The following is a 16142-nucleotide window of genomic DNA, read 5'->3' as shown; positions in this document are numbered from 1 at the left end:
TGGCAACTTAGCGTGAGCTTGCCGCTTGTGCGAGAAACTTGCCCGGGATGGAGACCTGTATGAATATTTACGTCTTTGAGCCTCGCGATGGCCGTGTTCGCGGCCTGCTCGGCGAGCTGGAGAGCGTTGGGTTGCAGCCTGTCCTCATCCCTGCGTCCTTCTTCGCGTCCGATCTCAGCACGCTAAACCAGAAGGGGGTCGACACGCGGGCGATCCTGATCGGCGACTGCCCCGAAGTGACCGATTACATCCGGGCCATCCGCAGCTGCGGCTGCCGCAACCCGGTACTGGTGATGCGGGACTTCAAGAACTCGCGCGACGCCTCCGAGGCGCTCGATGCCGGGGCAGACGATGTCATGGTCAGCCCGATCAAGGGGATCGAGGCGCTGTCGCGGATCAACTCGATCATCCGGCGTTCCTATGGCCACGCCGCCGAGAGCATCAGCGTCGGCGAAATCACCGCCTTCTTCGACGGGCGCGACCCGCTTGTCTCCGGTGTGCGGCTGAAACTGTCGAACCGCGAACACGCGATCTTCCAGCACTTGGCACTGAACGCGAACAAGGTGATCGCAAAGGGCGCGATCTATGACGCGGTCTACGGGATGAGCGACGACCAGCCCTTCGACAAGGTGATCGACGTCTATATCTGCAAGCTGCGCAAGAAGATCGCCGACGCGGCCGAAAGCGGCCACCAGTATATCGAGACGGTCTACGGTCGCGGCTACAAGTTCAGCGAACTGGACAGCACGAGCGACGTGAAAATCGCCGCTTACGAGCAGACCGACTCGCGCCGCACGGTGGCCGCGCGATAAACGCGCGGCTCAGAGATAATTCAGGATCGACAGTTTCGACATCTGCGCGGCAACGCTGTAGCTCGCGTTGAGCTGCGTCTGGAGTGCCGTCATCCGCGTCGCGGCCTCATATGGATCGACCGAGACATAATCCGACAGCCGACTGTTGAGCACCGCATCCATCGATTGCTGCTGCGTCAGCTTGATGTCGAGCCGCTTCTGCTTCGCACCCAGGGCGGTCTCGGAATTGCGCAGCCCCTCTACCCCATCGCTCAATGCTTTGACCCCGGCCGCCACCCAGCTTTTATAGGCATCCCGATCCGTGATCTTCGAGACGTCGGTCGAGGCGAAGAGTGCGAGCCCCTTGATGATGTTGCGGAATTCGGGATCGTTCGCCTGCATCCCGTAATCAAGCGTCTCGCCATCCCCGATCAACGCCGACTTGCGCGCCGCTCCACTCGTCGCGTCGCCCTTGAAGAAGGTAGAACTGAAGCGCTTGGCCGGATCGGCATTGCTGTCGTCGAACACGCTGTCGATCTGCGACAGCATCGCCGCCGCCTGGGTCGCATCCGCTGGGCCGCCACCGACGATGCCCGCCAGGACATCCTTTGCCGACAGGCCCGTCGCACCATTCGCCACATCATAGCCCCGCAGCGCGGGCTTGTCCGACGCGACGCCGGAGAACAGGTGCTCGCCGTCGAGCGAGATGTTCAGGCTCGTCATGATGGTGTCGAGCGCGGCGCGGGCGCTTTGCTGCAGGGTCGCCGCCGCGGCGCCGGGTTGCTCAAGGTTACCGACGGCGAGCCCGAGCACCTCCTGCGCGGCCCCGCGCGCCGTCGACGCGCTCGATGCAATCATATCGAGCTTGCTTCCGAGGAGCTTGTTCGAGGTGACGTAATTCGAATTTGTGGTCGCGCGATCTTCCAGAGCGAGGACGAAGGCCGATTTCGCCCCCATATCCGCGTAGACATCGGATTTGCGCCCGGTCGCGACCTCGTCGCTCGTGCGTTGCAGCTCTGCCGTGGTGCGATCGACCGAGCGGCGCGAGATGATGCTCATCTGCAGGGTCGACAGCGAATTCCGGATCAGGGGGATCATCGTTCAGTCTCCTCAGACGGCGGCGAGCAGCGTGTCCATCATCTTCATGACGGCGGTCATCATTTTCGAATTGGCGGCGTAGCTTTGCTGAATCGTGATCAGCTTTTGCATCTCGTCATCGATATTCACGCCCTGAATGCTCTGACGCGTACCGTTCACGGTTTCAGCGGCGGTGCGGGCGGCAGCGAAACGCTCCTGCGCGCGGGTGCCCTCGAACTCCTGCGCGGAGATCATGCTGCTGCCGTAGTCGCGCAACGACAGGGACGCCGCCAGCCCGGTGTCCGGATTCGCCGAAAGCGGGGCGTCGAACATCGACACAAAGGCCTCGATCTGGGTCGAATCCCCGGCCGCGCCCGGCGTGGTCGCACCGATCCCGTCGCGCAGTCGCGACAACTGCCCGCCCTGCGCAGGGTCCACGGCTGCGCTCACGGCGATCCGTCCGGCAAGCCCGTCGAGCTTCGCGGGATCGTAAGCCGCACCAGCGTCAGTAAAGAGACCCGCCTGCCCCGGAGCGAGCGAGGCATCCGCCCCCTCGAACCCTTGCACGAGGCCGCGCGCCATCTCGTCGAGCTGAAGCTGGAAGCGCGGCAGAACATCCTTCTTCACCGCGAACAGCCCGGCAATGCTGCCATTCTGGAAGCCGCGCGCTTCAGTTGATTCCGGGGTGATCTCCGCCTTGCCCGCGAACAGCTTTCCGGCCACCTTGTCATAGGTGACGTAATTTGCCTGATCGCCATCGACGAGCGGCGTGCCCCCCGCGGTGTAGAGCGTGGCCCGCCCATCGGTGGAGCGGCGCACCTGCATATCGATCAACTTCGACGCCTTTTCCACCAGAACGTCCATCTGGTCGCCGAGATCGGCCGCGCCGAGCGAGCCGGGCTGCGCATCCGAGATCTGCTTGTTGAGCGAAGTGATCTTATGCAGCGTCTCGTTGAAATCGGAGACGTCGTACTTGATCTCCATATCAACCTCGCCACCGATCCGCGCGAGCATGTCGCTGCTCTGGTTGAGCGACGTCACCATCTCCTGCGCGGCGGAGGCCACTCCGTTCTGCGCCGCGTTGTTGCCAGGATTGTTCGCCAGCGCGATCATCGAGCTGCGCAGGTCGGTCAGCCGATCCGCGGGCGACAGCCCATCGCCCGGCTGGCCGAGGGTCGCGGTATATTCGCCCACCGCCTCGAAGATCGCCTGCTCGCGTGCCATGGCAGAAGAATGCTGGCGATACATGCGGTTGAGCGAGGCGTCGACGTCGCGCCGCGCCTCGCCGGTCTGCACGAGGCCGCCCGAGATAGTGACCTGCGGCAGTTCCTTGCGCACATAGCCCTCGGTGCTCGCATTCGCGATATTGCGCGAGGTCGCTTCCGACTGCATCTGCGCCGCGCGCAGACCGCTCGTGCTCGCCTGGAGGGCGCCCGTCAAGCTCATCGGTTTGCTCCGTTCTTCTCAGCGTGACGATCAGCGCTTGAGGCGCGTGGTTTCGTCGAGCATCTCGTCCATCGTGGTGACGATCTTGGCGTTGGTGGAATAGGCCCGCTGGGTGCGGATCAGATCGCTCAGTTCCTGCGCGATATCGACATTCGACCCTTCGAGCGCACCCGAACTGATCGTGCCCACCGGACCCTCGTTCGCCTTGTGGATCGTGTAGGCGCCGCTGTCGCGGGTCAGACGATAGGCGTCGCCGTCGATCTCCTGCATGCCGTTGGGGTTCTCCACATGGGCGAGCGGAATCTTGTAGAGCGGCTGGCGCTGCCCGTTGTCGAAGATTCCGTACATCGTGCCGGTATCGTCGACTTCGATCCGGGTCAGCGCGCCGGACGAGGAGCCGTCTGCAGTGAACTTCTGGGGCGTGAAATCGCCAGCGAACTGGGTGATCCCGTCGAAGCTGTTCAATGCGCCGAGCCCGATCTCGATCGGCTGCGTGGTGCCGCCGTCATTCATCGTCAGGCTCATCACGCCCGTGGTCGTGTCCATCGAGAAAGCGCCGGGGGCCGTGGCGAGGTTGGTCACACCGGAATAGCTGATCGGCGCGCCGGCATTGGCACCGCCCGGGGCGAAATCGACCGTCACCTGACCATAGGGCACGCCGTCACCATCGGAGACAGTGATGTCCCATTGGTTCGGCGTCGAGGTCGGCTGCCACGAATATTCGAGCCGCTTCACCGCGCCGAGCGGCGTGTAATATTGCGACGAGGAGGTGAAAGGCGCGCCCGGCGTCGCGTTGCCGGTTTCCTGCGAGGGAAGATTGCCCTGCACCCCGATCGAGGTGGTCGCCTTCGCGCTCAGCGTGGCGTCCGTGACGTTCACCGTCTTCAGACCGTTGAAGCTGTTGCCGTCGATCGTGGCAAGTTTGACGTCCGTGTAAGGATAGCCGGACAGGAAGTAGCCCGCCGAATTGACGAGGTTGCCGTTCTCGTCGGGCTGGAACGAGCCGGCGCGCGTCATGACGTAATCGGATTGCACACTGGTATTGGCGTTGCTGGACACGACGAAGAACCCGTTCCCGTTCACCGCGAAATCGGTGGGCGAGTTGGTAGGGATCACCGCGCCGCCATTCTGCAGATCGGAGGAGACGACGGCATTGACCCCGGATGGCGCGTTGAGCCCGCCGGTCGGCGTCATGGTCACCATCTGGGCAAAGCTGCGCTTGTAGCCCGTGGTGTTCGCATTCGCGATATTCTCGGAAATTTCGCCAACGGCGACGGAGTTCGCATTCAGGCCGCTCACACCGGTCTGCATTGCGCTCGAAATACTCATGGTTTTATCCTCTCATGTCCGAAGAGAAAGGGGTCCTATCCAAGAGATAGACGAGTGATGTTTCACTGAAGTTAAAAATATCCGCCGTTTTTCTTTGGACTCGCGTCAGGGGCCAATGCATAGCAAAGATACCTAGCCTCCTGCCCGCTTCGCCTCCGCCCCGACCATCTCGATCGCATCACCGGCGTTGCGCAGCCGATCCCGCGCTGCGGCGTCCATAAGCGGGGTCAGTTTGGCGGGCTCGGCCAGCAGGCTTGCGACGAGCTTGTTCAGGTCCTCCCGCCCCGCGAGACGGGGGAAAACCTCTGCGACGCTGCGGGCCGTGGTCAGGTCGCCGGACCGGTAGGCAGCCAGCAGCAATTGGACCGCATCGGTCTCCGAAAAGTCACCAGAGGCTGTCTTCCACAATGCGCGATAGGACCGCGTCGCCGCTGACCAGTCGCCCTTCTTCCAATGGAGCTGCGCCTGCAACCGGAGATGGTCGATCGATTGCGCGGTGACCTTGGTGTCCAGGGCCGCATCGGTCTTTCCGGCCTCGGCCAGAACGCGGGCCTGCAGCGCGTTGAACTGGTTCAGCTCCTGCGCGTCGGCGGGACGCTCGGAGGCCTCCAACACCTTGGCGGCACGCGCGAATTGCCCGCCACGGGCAAGTGCTTCCGCCTCGCGAAGCGCAAGATAGGCCATCCGGTCCTGCGACACCGCCTCGGGGTTATCTTTGCGCTGCACGCTGAGAGCCTCTCGGATCTTGCGATATTCCGACGAGGCTTGCGTCGTGGCGCCCAGTTCCAGCAGACGATCCGCGAATTGCTCGGCATAGGCCTGGAAATCGGCGCGAGCCTCGTAATAGGGCTCCAAGCGCTGATGGCCTGCGGTGAAGGCGGTGAGCGAGATCTTCCCCGCCGCGCCTTTCGCATAGAACGCCTTGAGCAACCGATCCGCCGCCTCTGCGGCCGTCCGCGCCTGCGGGCGGTCCGGGAAACGGGTCAGGATCTCGCCATAGGCGATCAGCGCCTCCACATCGCGACCGCTCTTTTCCCCCAGATGCGCGCGCTGTTCGAGGGCCTGAAGATCGAACCGGTCGCCGCGCCACGCAAGATTGGCCTCGGCGAGCATGGATAAACCTTGGTCCGTCGTGAGCGCACCCTTCGCAAGGCCGAGATCGACCAGAGCGAGCCGCGCCCGCTGAGCGTATCGATCCCGTCCCTTCGCTGCTTCGCGATAGGCGGCATAGGCCTTCTCCGGATGATGCGATTGCTCTGCCACCCGCCCGATGAGGAAGCTGTAAACCGGTTGGGCCTTCAACTCGGGATAGCTGTCGAAATCCCGGCTCAGTCGCTCGGCCAGCGCCCATTGCTTGACCGCGATCGCGCCTTCCAGAAGCGCGGGCAGGCAGGCCTCCACGAAAACGGGCGGATAGGCGGGCAGCCGGTCCGCCGCACCCGCGAGGTTCCCCTCGAGCTCCTCCGCGTCGCCCTGCGTGATCGCATTCAGCGCCGCCCAGAGGTGATAATCCTGCCAGTTCGCCCAATCCGCATTGGGCAAGAGCGTGCCAGTCGGCACCCCCACCCCTTCCATGATATCGAACCCGGCGGCGATCGCGCGCCAGCGGGCCTGTTCGGCGGGGATCAGACCGTCGGGCATCTCGTCGCCCAGCACCGACCGCCCCTCGGGCAACATGACATGCGCGAGATAGAATTCAGCCAGATTGAGCCGCGCGACCGCGCGCGACGGCCCGGGCTCGGCCGCGGCGAAACCTGCGGTTAGCGCATCGCGGTCCGCAAGGAAGCCCGCCTGAGTGTATTGCGCGAAATCGAATGGTGGCGGCGCAGGTATGGCCTCCGCCGCGGCGGGGCCGCACAGAAGACAGAGCGCCAAAACGCCGCCCATCAAGGGGAAACCGCTTCGCAATTCCATCACCTCTTGCCCAAATGCGCCAGAATTCCTTCGCTCTTTAAAGAATAGTATTGATTATTCCAAGAAGAGCAAACATTATTGACCGGAAATCGGCAGCAGTCCAAGCAAAGCCACAAGTTCTATTCGCGCGGGCGGACATTCATGGATAGCTCAAATTACGTCTCCCTATCCCTCGCCTCGACGCTGTGGCGCAGTCTCGACATCTCCGCCAACAACATGGCCAATGCCAACACGGCCGGCTTCAAAGCGGAGCGCTCGCTGACCGAGAGCTTCGAGTCGAAGGGCAATGCCGGGGCCGAGGATGACGTGAGCTACGTGCTCGACAAGGGCTCCTATCTCGACGACAGGCAGGGATCCCTCACGAAAACCTCGAACCCGCTCGATGTGGCGCTGAACGGCGATGGCTGGTTCGCCTACCAGACGCCGGCGGGCCAGACCGCTTTCGGGCGCGACGGCCGGCTGACCGTCGACCCGCAAGGCAATCTCGTGACGCTGTCGGGCAATCGGGTACTCGACCGGGGCGGCGCGCCGATCGCGATCCCGCCGGGCGAGGAGATCACCATTTCCCGCGACGGCACGATTTCGGGGCCGAATAGCGGCACGATCGGCACGCTGGGCATGTTCGCCGTGCCCGACATCCAGAGCTACAGCCGGCTGGGTGGAGGCCTCTTTGCCGCGCCCGGCGGCGCCGTACCCGCCTTTACGCCATCCGAAACGACGCAGGTCGCTCAGGGCTTCATTGAGGAGAGCAATGTCCAACCGGTGGTCGAGATGACCCGGATGATGGACATCCAGCGCTCCTATGAGCGCGCGGTGAAGTTGATGGATGAACAGAACAACCTTCGTCAGGAAACGTTGCGCAGGCTTGGCAAAGTCTGACCGGCGCGAAAAGGAGCTGAACCATGAGAGCACTTGGAATTGCCGCGACGGGGATGCTGGCCCAGCAGACCAATGTGGACGTGATCTCGAACAACATCGCGAACGCGAACACCACCGGCTACAAGAGCACCCGCGCCGCCTTTCAGGATCTGGTCTACCAATCGCTGCAACGCGAAGGCTCGCTGACCTCTGCCGACGGGACAGCGCGCCCTGTGGGCGTGGATATCGGCCTCGGTGTACAAAGCGCGGGCGTGGTGCGGCTCAACACCCAGGGCGGGCTCGTCCAGACCGAGAACCAGCTCGACCTCGCAATCGACGGCGGCGGCTATTTCACCCTCAACATGCCCGATGGCAGCCAGGCCTATACGCGGGCGGGTACCTTCCAGCTGAGCCCCGAGGGACAGATCGTGTCCCTCGACGGCTACGAGGTCGCGCCCGGGATCAACGTCCCGGCGAACACCACGAATGTCGAGATCAACCAGCAGGGCCTCGTGATGGCTTATGTCGGCAAGGACCCGACCCCGGTTCAGATCGGCCAGCTGACGATGGCGACCTTCGTCAACGAGGCGGGGATGAAACCGCTTGGAAACAACCTCCTGCAGGCGACGACCGCGTCGGGCGATCCGACCGAGGCGCTTCCGGGCGATCCGGGCGTGGGCATCCTGCGTCAGGGTTATCTCGAAAGCTCGAACGTCAACATCATCCAGCAGATCACCGACCTGATCTCGGCGCAGCGCGCTTACGAGATGAACTCGAAGGCCATCGAGACGGCCGACCAGATGATGTCCACCTCGAACCAGATCAAGTGATGCCATGAGCCCGATACGCGCCTCCGCGACCGCCGTTCTCGCCACGCTCGCCGCCGCGCTTCTCGTCGCCCCCGCGAGCGCCGAATCCGTGCGCGTGCTGATCGCCGAGAAGGCGGAGCAGTCCTGGGGGATGGAGATGCCGCCGAGCGGCCATTTCGAGATCACGCTGCAAGACAGCGACCCGGGCGACGCGGAGATGATAAGCGACTTCTGGATGGACCGCTCCACGGGGCAGTTCCTGGCGAATGCGGTGGAGGCCTCGGGCGACGTGCGCCGCCTCGCGGGGCTTGCGCTGCTCAACGTGCCCGTCCCGGTGCCAACGCAGCAGTTGCTTCCCGGCAAGATTCTTTCCGGAGATGATTTTCAGGTCGTCGACCTGCCCTACGGTCAGGTGGGCGCCTATGCGGTGACGCGGCTCGACCATCTGGAGGGGATGCAGGTGCGCCGCGTGCTCGCCCGCGGACGCCCGGTGATGAGCCAATCCATCACCGAGCCGGTCATCATCTCGCGCGGCGACCCGGTCTCGATCGAATATTCGAAAGGCGCCATGTCCCTGACCGCACCCGGCAAGGCGATCTCCGACGCCCATGCCGACCAGTCAGTGCGCGTGGTCAATCTCGTGAGCAACAAGATTGTCGAAGGCATCGCCAAGCCCGACGGCAAAGTGGAGATTCAGAAGTGAGACATCCGTTCTACATCCTGCCGATGCTCGCACTGGCCGCCTGCGGTTCCGGCACGGCCTTTGAGCGCGACCCAAAAGTGAGCGACATGGTGGTCGATGGCGACACGATCCCCGAGGTGAACCGGGTGAGCGTACCGATGCCGCCGCTCGAGCCCACGCGCATTCCGCAGCGGGCCGAGGCCGCGTCGCTCTGGCAGACCGGCTCCACCGGCTTCTTCGGCGATCAGCGCGCCGACAGGGTAGGCGATTTGCTGACGGTGGATATCAACATCAAGGACGAGGCGCAGCTTCAGAACGCGTCCCAGCGGAGCCGCGACGGCAGCCAGAGCGTCGGTTTTCCGACCTTCCTTGGCTATGGCGGCAAGATCGCCAAGATCCTGCCGGGCGTCAGCGAGAAGGACTTGCCCACCGGCAGCAATATCGTCGATCTCAGCTCGCAATCGACCTCCAACGGCAGCGGCTCGATCAAGCGCAACGAGACCATCAGCCTGAAGGTCGCGGCCCTCGTGATCCAGAAGCTTCAGAACGGGAATTTCGTGATCGCGGGACGCCAGGAGGTGAAGGTCAATCACGAGCTGCGCGAATTGCGTGTGGCCGGGATCATCCGTCCCGAAGACATCCGGATGGACAACACCATCCCCTACGAGAAGATCGCCGAGGCGCGCATCTCCTATGGCGGGCGCGGCCAGATCAGCAAGGTGCAACAGCCCCGCTACGGGGAAGACGCGCTCGACGTCGTCCTCCCCTACTGATCGTCTCCGATGCCGCGCTGGAGAACACTCGTACTGCTTGTCGTGGTGGTGCCGATCGTCGCGGCGGGGCTGGGCTATCTGGGCGGAAGCCAGATCGCACCGCGACCTGCTGCCCCAGAAGCGCCGCCCGAACCCGCGCCGCGTGACGTCGCCTTGGGGCCTGTCACGGTGCCGGTCTACCGGGCGGGTACGATCAGCTATTTGAGCGTCGACGCATCACTGGTGCTGAAGGGAGACGGGCTTCCCGATGGCCCCGCGCTGGTGCCGAAGCTGCGCGACGAGACACTCGACCTTTTGAGCAAGCTCGCGGATAACCGGATGTTCGATCCCGATACGGTCAAACCCGAGGACCTCGCCACCCTGCTAGAGCGTGGCCTCGCGGACCGAGTACCCGGCCTGCAAGCGGCCAAGGTAAACAGCGCCGAGCCGTTCAAGCAGAGATAGAAAGCCTCCCATCACGGATCGCGCCCGGTGCAGGCGTGTCAGCCCGACACCGCGACGATGAGCGAACTCGGCACTTCCTCGCCATTGCGAAGAACCAGCGATTGCCCCTGCGAAGAGAAGCGCACCTGCTCCACCTGCGTGCTGGGATAGGTGTCATACGAGACCGCATTACCATCGGCGTCCTGCGCGTCGATCTCGACCCGGAACGTGTCATCCGGCACCGGCAACCCCGCAGAATCGCGCCCGTCCCAGTTCAGCGCGATCTTCTCGCCCGCCCGTCCGGGCAGGCCAGTAATCCGGCGCAGTTCGGTCCCGTCTTCCGTCTTGATGATCGCGGTCACCTTGTCGGCGGGTGCGGCAAGCTCGTAGCTGGTGCTGGCCTGACCGTCGCGCAACTCGATCCGGTCGGAGGCGAGCGACACTGTTTTGCCCATCAGGGCCACATCCGACATCGCACCCATTGCGCTCAGCTTGGCATCGATGGTCTTGAGGTTGGTATTGGTCTGCACCGTTTGCTCGACCTGACTCAGCTGCGCCAGTTGCGAAACGAATTGCGTGGAATCCATCGGCTTCAGCGGATCCTGATTTCGGATCTGCGCCGTCAGAAGCTGCAAGAAGCTGTTGTAATCCGCCGAGATCTTGGACTGCGCCGGGTTCACCTTGGCGTCGGCCGCGGTCGCAGCGGGATTGGTGCTTGTCGGAGAGATGCTCATCGGTGGCTCCTCAGGTCCTGATATCCAGTTGTCCGTCGAGAATGGTGGGCTGCCAGTCGGCGCCCAGCACGGGGATGTCTTCATCTGCGGCAACATGCGCGCCGGAGGCGCGCTCATCGCCCCGTTCGCCGTGACCGCCGAACTGCTCGAAATCGAGCGCGCCGCTATCCATCTGCAGCCCCTGCCCGGCGAGGATCGCCGCCAAGGTCTCGCGATCGCCGCGCAACGCACTCAGCACCGCCGGGCTCTCGGCGCGCACGACCACGTTGACCTGACCACGCTTGTCGCGCTCCACGTCGATCTCGATATCGCCGAGCCCGCGCGGGGTCAGCGCCACGCGGGTGCGTCCTTCCTGCAGATCCGCGCGCCGAAGCTGCGTCGCGACGAAGGCCGCGAAGCGCGGCGAGGGTTGGGCCGCCGTCTGCGCCGATTGAGCAGCAGCGTCGCTGCGCGCAACGTGACTGGCGTCATGCTGCGTGAGCCGCGCCACCGCGGTTTCGGGCAAGACGCCTGCACGGGCGGCCTCGGCAAAAAACTGGGCGGGCTTGGGGTCGCCCTTGCTCTGCGCTGCAGGCAGAACCGCGGCTTGCGCCTCGACCTTGCCGGTGTTCGTGGCGCCGTTGGCGGCAGCTTCCAGCACGGCGCGCACCCGCGGGTCCATGTCGCTCTGCTGAATCTCCGCCGTGAGCGGCGCTGGAATCACCCCGGCAAGCCCCTGCGGAACGGCGATGATCGCCTGCGCCTGCGACTGCGTCTGCGTTGCCTCAAGCTTCGGCTGTGCCGCCGGAGAGGATAGATTGCCAGCAGAGTGCGCGGGCATGAGCCCCGCTACCGACGGAATCTGCGCACCACCCGTTTGCGGCGATGCAGTCCCAGATGGCTTCGCTTGCAGACCGAGCGAGACCAGAAGGCTCGCGAAGACCGCGTCGATCGTGTCGCTTTTGTCGCTCGCACGATCCGAGGCGGGCTTTGCCCCCGCGCCGTCAGTTTGCAGCCGCATACCTTCAAGTGCCCGCGTCAAACCTTGCTGCAGCTTCGTGCCATGCGCCGCGTCGAACTCCGTGAGGACCGTAGCCAGCGACGCGCCCAGCTTTTCGAGCACCTCGCTCATCGACTTGCCCTGCGCCAGCTCTGCCAGCGCGCCGTCGCGAACCGTTTGCAGCTTGCTGGCCAGCTCGGCCTGAAGCGCTGGATTGTCGGTCAAGGCGGACGCTGCGCCTGCGCCAGCCCCCGGCGTCGCGGCCGCCGTGGCAGCCCCCACGCCCGAAGCTGCAAGCCCATCCGCCGGCACGCCCTGCACGAGCGATCCGAAACCGGTCCCCTCTGTCGCGGATTTGCGCCCGGTGCCTGCGGCCGACGCCGTTACCTTCAGCAATGTCGCGGCTATCGCGTCCATCTCATCACCCTCGTCACACGAAACTCATACGCTTGCTCCGGGGCCTCGAGGCCGCCTGCCACGCCATGAACGGCGCGAACCAGTCGCGATCCTTTTCGTAGCCCAACTGCTCGAGCAGGTCGAACAGCACCGGGAAGCGCGAGAATTGATCGAAAATCCGCGCCCGATGCTCTTCGTCGAGCCACTTCGCACGCGCCTTTTCCACCGGGCGCACACCGTTGAGCGGGCCTTGCAACTCCTCGGGAATTTCGGCGGCGCCGAAATCGGAAAAATGCCCTTCGAATTGCAGACCGAGCGCATCGCGCAACTTCTGCTGAATCCTGTCGGGATCATTGACCAGGTCTTCGTATTTCAGGAGGAATACACCCTGCGGGAAAATGCCGGATCTCAGCACGGTCCCGATCGCCTCGTGAATCTGCAGGAACCCCGGCATCACCGGCGCGGGCGCATCCGGACCGCCGATGAAATACATCGCGTCCGCCGAGATGAAATAATCGTCCGGCACCGCCGAATGACGGCTCACGAGGATGTCGCGCGGGTCGCGCAGCGGCACGATCAGATCGATCTGCTTGCTACGGACATTCGCCCGCGCGACATTCGCGACCTGGAAAATATCGAGCGGCCGCTTGCTGACCCAGTCGCCCGGCTGCCCGATCGTGGAAAGCGCGCTGGTCTCGCGCGGCGGGATTTCGAAACCTTTGAGAGTCTCGCGCAGCATGTTGTAAAATAGCGTGGTGCCTGCGCGCCCGTGCCCTGCGATCATCAGATGACGTGCCATCGCCCTTCTCCTCAGTTCAGCATCGCGGGGCTGAAGCCGCGTTTTTCGAGACACCGCTTCAGCCGGAGGAGCGCACGCTTCTCGACCTGTCGGGCACGCTCACGGCTGATTCCAAGATCACGGGCAAGATCGTCGAGCGACTCCGGCGGAGTCTGCAATTTGCGCCGCAAAACGATCTCGCGATCCGGCGCGTCCAGATCATCCAGCGCACTGCTCAGCACCTCATGTGCAGCCTGCGCGGCGGAGGACGCCAGCGTCTGTTCCTCGGGTGTGAGATCGGGGCTGGGCATCATCTCCATCAGGTCGGCGTCACTGTCATCGAAGGATTTGGCGTCCAAAGCGACGAGACCGGTCAGAAGCTGGCTCGCCTCGGGATTGTCGAGCCGCCCCATCCGCGCATCGAGATAGACCCGCGCCGGCACGTCGATCACCGTTTTGATCCGGGCGAGGGCGTTCAGCACGCAAGTCATCACCCACCAATGCGAGTAGGTCGAGAACCGGACATCCTGCGTCAGATCGAACCGTTCGGCGGCGCGCATCAGACCGATGATCCCTTCGGCCACGAGGTCTTCGAGCTCGACCGGATTGGACGCCCAGCGACGCGCCTGTGCATACGCCTGCCGGACATGCGACCGCAGCAGAATTTCAAGCGAGTTCTGATCTCCGTATTCCTGCCACCGGGAGATCGCCTGCCGCTCTTCTTCGACATCGAGAAACGGCGCATCAAGTGCAGCACGAAAGCTCAATGCAAACATTACCCCGCCTCTATTCACTCTATTCTTGCTGAACAGAAGACCACGGCGCCCTGTTTGGAGAAAGCTTTACTTGATTAAAGGCGAGTTAATCGCGGTGTTTTCTGGTTAACCCTAGATTAACGCCCCAAAAGGCAGCGCCGCCCCAAGGGCGGCGCTTCGTATTTCCAACGATGTCGCGGTTGCACGGCCCACCCGCCGAGCAGCGCGTTCATACCGGGCTTTCGGCACTGTACTCACGTTCAGAGATAGCCGCCCATCGCGGTTGCGCTGCAATCGCGCGCATCTTCGTGCACCGAGAACTCGCTCCGGGGCCGCGACGCCATGGCCGGCAGGCGGAGGTTGATCGCGCGGTCCCCAAAACCATGCTTCACCTCCGCGGCATTCGCTGGCTCGATGACCACGAGGCTTCCATAAGGCACCTCGATACCCAGTTCTTCCACGAGCACGTCGCCAAGCGAAATACCCGGCAGGAGCTCTTCCGACTCGGGCAGCACGAGCAGGCTTGCTTCCTTGTGTGTCGAACGCAGCACCACGGTCTGCGCAGGCAGAAGCGCAGCCGCCACCAAACTTCCCTGAGAACCTGCTCCGGCTGACACTTGCTTCACCGAGCCTTCCCAAATTTGCGCTAACAAATTGTTACTTTTCATGGACATCCCTAATCCCCAAGTCCCCCAAAGTCAGTGGCTGCAGATTACCAGCGATTCCCTTTCCCGTAAGGTTAAGGATTGTTAAAACTGTAAGGCGAGTAAGGATAGTTCCTGCCCAAAAGGACAACTTGCCGCCGCGCCGAGTTATCCCCAGGCGAACCTCGAAAGAAGCGTCGATGACCCAATTTTTCATGGCCTCTTACGCTACAAGTTGTGGCTACAACTTCAATCATCCACAGCTTGTCGACGGTTCCGCTACAAATTGTGTACTCACGATCAATCGCTGAGATGTTAACAATTCAGCGCTTGACACGCACTCTCTCGAAACCAGTTTCGGAAGATCGACGAATCAACCTCAGGTTGCAAAGTCTGAGGGCTTTCGCAGGGGAATTTCATAGAACGAGTATCCGGCGGATCGCACCGTTTCGACGACATATCGGTCGCCGAACGCATCGCGCAGCTTCTTGCGGATCTTGGTGATGTGAACGTCGAACTTCCGGTCGCCATAGACCCACATAGTGTTGTCGATCCGGCGCGAGAGCGCGTCGCGGGTCACGATTCGACCGCCGCTGCGGATAAGCTCGCACATGATCTCCCGCTCCATGGGAGTCAGCTGGACAGCTTCAGTCGCGTCTGGGCCGGTCAGCCGGTTTTCCTCGTCTATCTTGAGGCGCGCGACCCGCTTCTCTTCTCCCGGGAAACTGATGGGCAATCTGCTCCCCGCCCGAAGCCAGAGGCGCGCCGTCAACTCCCTGTCGGAATAGGGCTCCCGGAGCACGTCATCGGCGCCAGCGAGGATCATCTCGGCAGCGAACACTCCGTCGCTCGAGGGATCGACGAACAGGATGAGGCTCTCGGGCGTACTGACACGCGAGGTGCGGATCAAATCCGCTGCGCCCTCGGGCTGCGCAAGACTGATCATCAACAGGCACGGATTGCCATGCAGCAGGATATACTGCTCCGCCTCCACCGCCGTCGCGAACGGTAAGGAGGCCCAACCACAGCACGCAAGAAAGAAGGCAGCCAACTTGGCTTGCTTCGCGTTTTCTTCCGCTACGACGATAACGTTCTGTCTCCGCATGGCGCTCGAGCCAAACAAAAGGCAACTCCCCGTATCTCTCTGCGCGTCGACGCGAACCTTAGGTTTCGCGCCGCCCCCATCGCGCAGCCCTTTTTTTGAATAACGCAGCGCCAGGGTGAAGGAGAGAGCGTAAATCCGCCTGCCCCGGCATGTTCGCGTTTTCAAATTTTTTTACCTGCTTTATCCAACTAATTTACGTGTTTACACCTGACAAGCCCGACCACTCATTTGACATGGACCGCGCCTTCGTGACGTCTCGTGGGAAAAGTTGATTTCTTTGACCTAACTTTAAGAATTCCTTCAATCTTTCTCCCGTAGGACAAAAACATGTGAGGATAGACATGACGCAACATTCCCCGGACCAGTCCGGCGAGCCTGCGACGTCCCGCGTCCCTGCGGTGCCAATCTCGGAGAGCGTCCTACCAGACCGACTGATCTGTCTGGAAACGGGCCGCCCAATCAAGATGTTGAAGCGTCACCTCCAAAACCTACTCGGAATGACCTTCGAGGAATATCGCGCGAAATGGGGGCTTCCGCCGGATTATCCGACGACCGCGCCGAACTATCAATACGCCAAGCAGCGATGGCGCACAAAAGGCAAGCTCCATTGAGCAGCCACAGGACAGGCGAAGCACTCAGCGAAACAATC

At 62.9% G+C, this 16142-nt stretch carries 17 protein-coding genes; 7 read left to right on the top strand and 10 right to left on the bottom strand.

All coding sequences use genetic code 11. From position 1 onward, the window contains the following. The first annotated feature begins 59 nt into the window (after positions 1–59). Entirely contained in the window at positions 60–812 is a 753-nt protein-coding gene (locus B6V72_RS15455) for a response regulator transcription factor (RefSeq protein ID WP_088720407.1), read from the top strand. 9 nt (positions 813–821) lie between these two features. Here the strand turns inward: B6V72_RS15455 and B6V72_RS15450 are convergent, their stop codons facing one another. The 4 genes from B6V72_RS15450 to B6V72_RS15435 all read right to left on the bottom strand — a co-directional run bounded on the left by B6V72_RS15450 (position 822) and on the right by B6V72_RS15435 (position 6557). Beyond that, positions 822–1889 carry a flagellin gene (locus tag B6V72_RS15450; protein WP_088735957.1) on the bottom strand — a complete coding sequence of 356 codons (1068 nt, stop codon included), beginning with the start codon at positions 1887–1889 and terminating at the stop codon, positions 822–824. Positions 1890–1901: 12 nt separating this feature from the next. Continuing rightward, complete coding sequence (flgK, locus tag B6V72_RS15445; protein ID WP_088735956.1) at positions 1902–3314, bottom strand: flagellar hook-associated protein FlgK; 1413 nt, start codon at positions 3312–3314, stop codon at positions 1902–1904. A gap of 30 nt (positions 3315–3344) precedes the next feature. Further along, the gene (locus tag B6V72_RS15440) at positions 3345–4643 is read right to left on the bottom strand and encodes a flagellar hook protein FlgE (RefSeq protein ID WP_075775841.1); all 1299 of its coding nucleotides are present in this window, start codon (positions 4641–4643) and stop codon (positions 3345–3347) included. Positions 4644–4775: 132 nt separating this feature from the next. Beyond that, positions 4776–6557, bottom strand: coding sequence for a hypothetical protein (locus B6V72_RS15435; RefSeq protein ID WP_088735955.1), 1782 nt, complete (start codon positions 6555–6557; stop codon positions 4776–4778). Between the two features lie 141 nt (positions 6558–6698). On the opposite strand from B6V72_RS15435, the gene flgF reads away from it, so the two are divergent. Genes flgF through B6V72_RS15410 form a run of 5 tightly spaced genes read left to right on the top strand, consistent with a single transcriptional unit; the run spans position 6699 to position 10123 of the window. Further along, the gene (gene flgF / locus B6V72_RS15430) at positions 6699–7436 is read left to right on the top strand and encodes a flagellar basal-body rod protein FlgF (protein WP_088735954.1); all 738 of its coding nucleotides are present in this window, start codon (positions 6699–6701) and stop codon (positions 7434–7436) included. Between the two features lie 23 nt (positions 7437–7459). Then, the gene (gene flgG, locus B6V72_RS15425; protein ID WP_075775839.1) at positions 7460–8245 is read left to right on the top strand and encodes a flagellar basal-body rod protein FlgG; all 786 of its coding nucleotides are present in this window, start codon (positions 7460–7462) and stop codon (positions 8243–8245) included. Between the two features lie 4 nt (positions 8246–8249). Beyond that, complete coding sequence (flgA, locus tag B6V72_RS15420; RefSeq protein WP_088735953.1) at positions 8250–8927, top strand: flagellar basal body P-ring formation chaperone FlgA; 678 nt, start codon at positions 8250–8252, stop codon at positions 8925–8927. Continuing rightward, entirely contained in the window at positions 8924–9679 is a 756-nt protein-coding gene (flgH, locus tag B6V72_RS15415; RefSeq protein WP_346394423.1) for a flagellar basal body L-ring protein FlgH, read from the top strand. The genes flgA and flgH overlap by 4 nt, the downstream gene beginning before the upstream one ends. 9 nt (positions 9680–9688) lie before the next feature. Continuing rightward, positions 9689–10123: a hypothetical protein gene (locus tag B6V72_RS15410; RefSeq protein ID WP_146696211.1), complete on the top strand. Its 435-nt coding sequence runs from the start codon at positions 9689–9691 to the stop codon at positions 10121–10123. 38 nt (positions 10124–10161) lie between these two features. Here the strand turns inward: B6V72_RS15410 and B6V72_RS15405 are convergent, their stop codons facing one another. From B6V72_RS15405 to B6V72_RS15380, 6 genes are all read right to left on the bottom strand, one after another. After that, the gene (locus tag B6V72_RS15405; protein WP_168173061.1) at positions 10162–10836 is read right to left on the bottom strand and encodes a flagellar hook assembly protein FlgD; all 675 of its coding nucleotides are present in this window, start codon (positions 10834–10836) and stop codon (positions 10162–10164) included. A 10-nt stretch (positions 10837–10846) separates the two neighbouring features. After that, positions 10847–12232 (bottom strand): flagellar hook-length control protein FliK, encoded by a 1386-nt coding sequence (locus tag B6V72_RS15400; protein WP_088735950.1) that lies wholly within the window; start codon positions 12230–12232, stop codon positions 10847–10849. A 13-nt stretch (positions 12233–12245) separates the two neighbouring features. Beyond that, positions 12246–13010: a hypothetical protein gene (locus B6V72_RS15395; protein WP_088735949.1), complete on the bottom strand. Its 765-nt coding sequence runs from the start codon at positions 13008–13010 to the stop codon at positions 12246–12248. Between the two features lie 11 nt (positions 13011–13021). Continuing rightward, the gene (locus B6V72_RS15390) at positions 13022–13765 is read right to left on the bottom strand and encodes a sigma-70 family RNA polymerase sigma factor (protein ID WP_075775833.1); all 744 of its coding nucleotides are present in this window, start codon (positions 13763–13765) and stop codon (positions 13022–13024) included. A 239-nt stretch (positions 13766–14004) separates the two neighbouring features. Continuing rightward, positions 14005–14412 (bottom strand): hypothetical protein, encoded by a 408-nt coding sequence (locus B6V72_RS15385; protein WP_146194463.1) that lies wholly within the window; start codon positions 14410–14412, stop codon positions 14005–14007. Between the two features lie 355 nt (positions 14413–14767). After that, complete coding sequence (locus B6V72_RS15380; protein WP_146696210.1) at positions 14768–15511, bottom strand: response regulator transcription factor; 744 nt, start codon at positions 15509–15511, stop codon at positions 14768–14770. Between the two features lie 323 nt (positions 15512–15834). Between B6V72_RS15380 and B6V72_RS15375 the strand changes: the two genes are divergently transcribed. Next, a complete protein-coding gene (locus B6V72_RS15375) occupies positions 15835–16104 on the top strand; it encodes a MucR family transcriptional regulator (protein ID WP_088735947.1) in 270 nt (89 codons plus the stop codon). Positions 16105–16142 lie beyond the last annotated feature (38 nt).

It is taken from the genome of Thioclava sp. F34-6, assembly GCF_002213235.1.
Classification (GTDB): domain Bacteria; phylum Pseudomonadota; class Alphaproteobacteria; order Rhodobacterales; family Rhodobacteraceae; genus Thioclava; species Thioclava nitratireducens.
This window is presented reverse-complemented; position numbering and strand designations above follow the sequence as displayed.

Coding starts and splice junctions, on each gene's coding strand:
- B6V72_RS15455 (WP_088720407.1), top strand. CDS start 60: ATGAATATTTACGTCTTTGAGCCTCGCGATGGCCGTGTTCGCGGCCTG.
- B6V72_RS15450 (WP_088735957.1), bottom strand. CDS start 1,889: ATGATCCCCCTGATCCGGAATTCGCTGTCGACCCTGCAGATGAGCATC.
- flgK (WP_088735956.1), bottom strand. CDS start 3,314: ATGAGCTTGACGGGCGCCCTCCAGGCGAGCACGAGCGGTCTGCGCGCG.
- B6V72_RS15440 (WP_075775841.1), bottom strand. CDS start 4,643: ATGAGTATTTCGAGCGCAATGCAGACCGGTGTGAGCGGCCTGAATGCG.
- B6V72_RS15435 (WP_088735955.1), bottom strand. CDS start 6,557: ATGGAATTGCGAAGCGGTTTCCCCTTGATGGGCGGCGTTTTGGCGCTC.
- flgF (WP_088735954.1), top strand. CDS start 6,699: ATGGATAGCTCAAATTACGTCTCCCTATCCCTCGCCTCGACGCTGTGG.
- flgG (WP_075775839.1), top strand. CDS start 7,460: ATGAGAGCACTTGGAATTGCCGCGACGGGGATGCTGGCCCAGCAGACC.
- flgA (WP_088735953.1), top strand. CDS start 8,250: ATGAGCCCGATACGCGCCTCCGCGACCGCCGTTCTCGCCACGCTCGCC.
- B6V72_RS15410 (WP_146696211.1), top strand. CDS start 9,689: ATGCCGCGCTGGAGAACACTCGTACTGCTTGTCGTGGTGGTGCCGATC.
- B6V72_RS15405 (WP_168173061.1), bottom strand. CDS start 10,836: ATGAGCATCTCTCCGACAAGCACCAATCCCGCTGCGACCGCGGCCGAC.
- B6V72_RS15400 (WP_088735950.1), bottom strand. CDS start 12,232: ATGGACGCGATAGCCGCGACATTGCTGAAGGTAACGGCGTCGGCCGCA.
- B6V72_RS15395 (WP_088735949.1), bottom strand. CDS start 13,010: ATGGCACGTCATCTGATGATCGCAGGGCACGGGCGCGCAGGCACCACG.
- B6V72_RS15390 (WP_075775833.1), bottom strand. CDS start 13,765: ATGTTTGCATTGAGCTTTCGTGCTGCACTTGATGCGCCGTTTCTCGAT.
- B6V72_RS15385 (WP_146194463.1), bottom strand. CDS start 14,412: ATGAAAAGTAACAATTTGTTAGCGCAAATTTGGGAAGGCTCGGTGAAG.
- B6V72_RS15375 (WP_088735947.1), top strand. CDS start 15,835: ATGACGCAACATTCCCCGGACCAGTCCGGCGAGCCTGCGACGTCCCGC.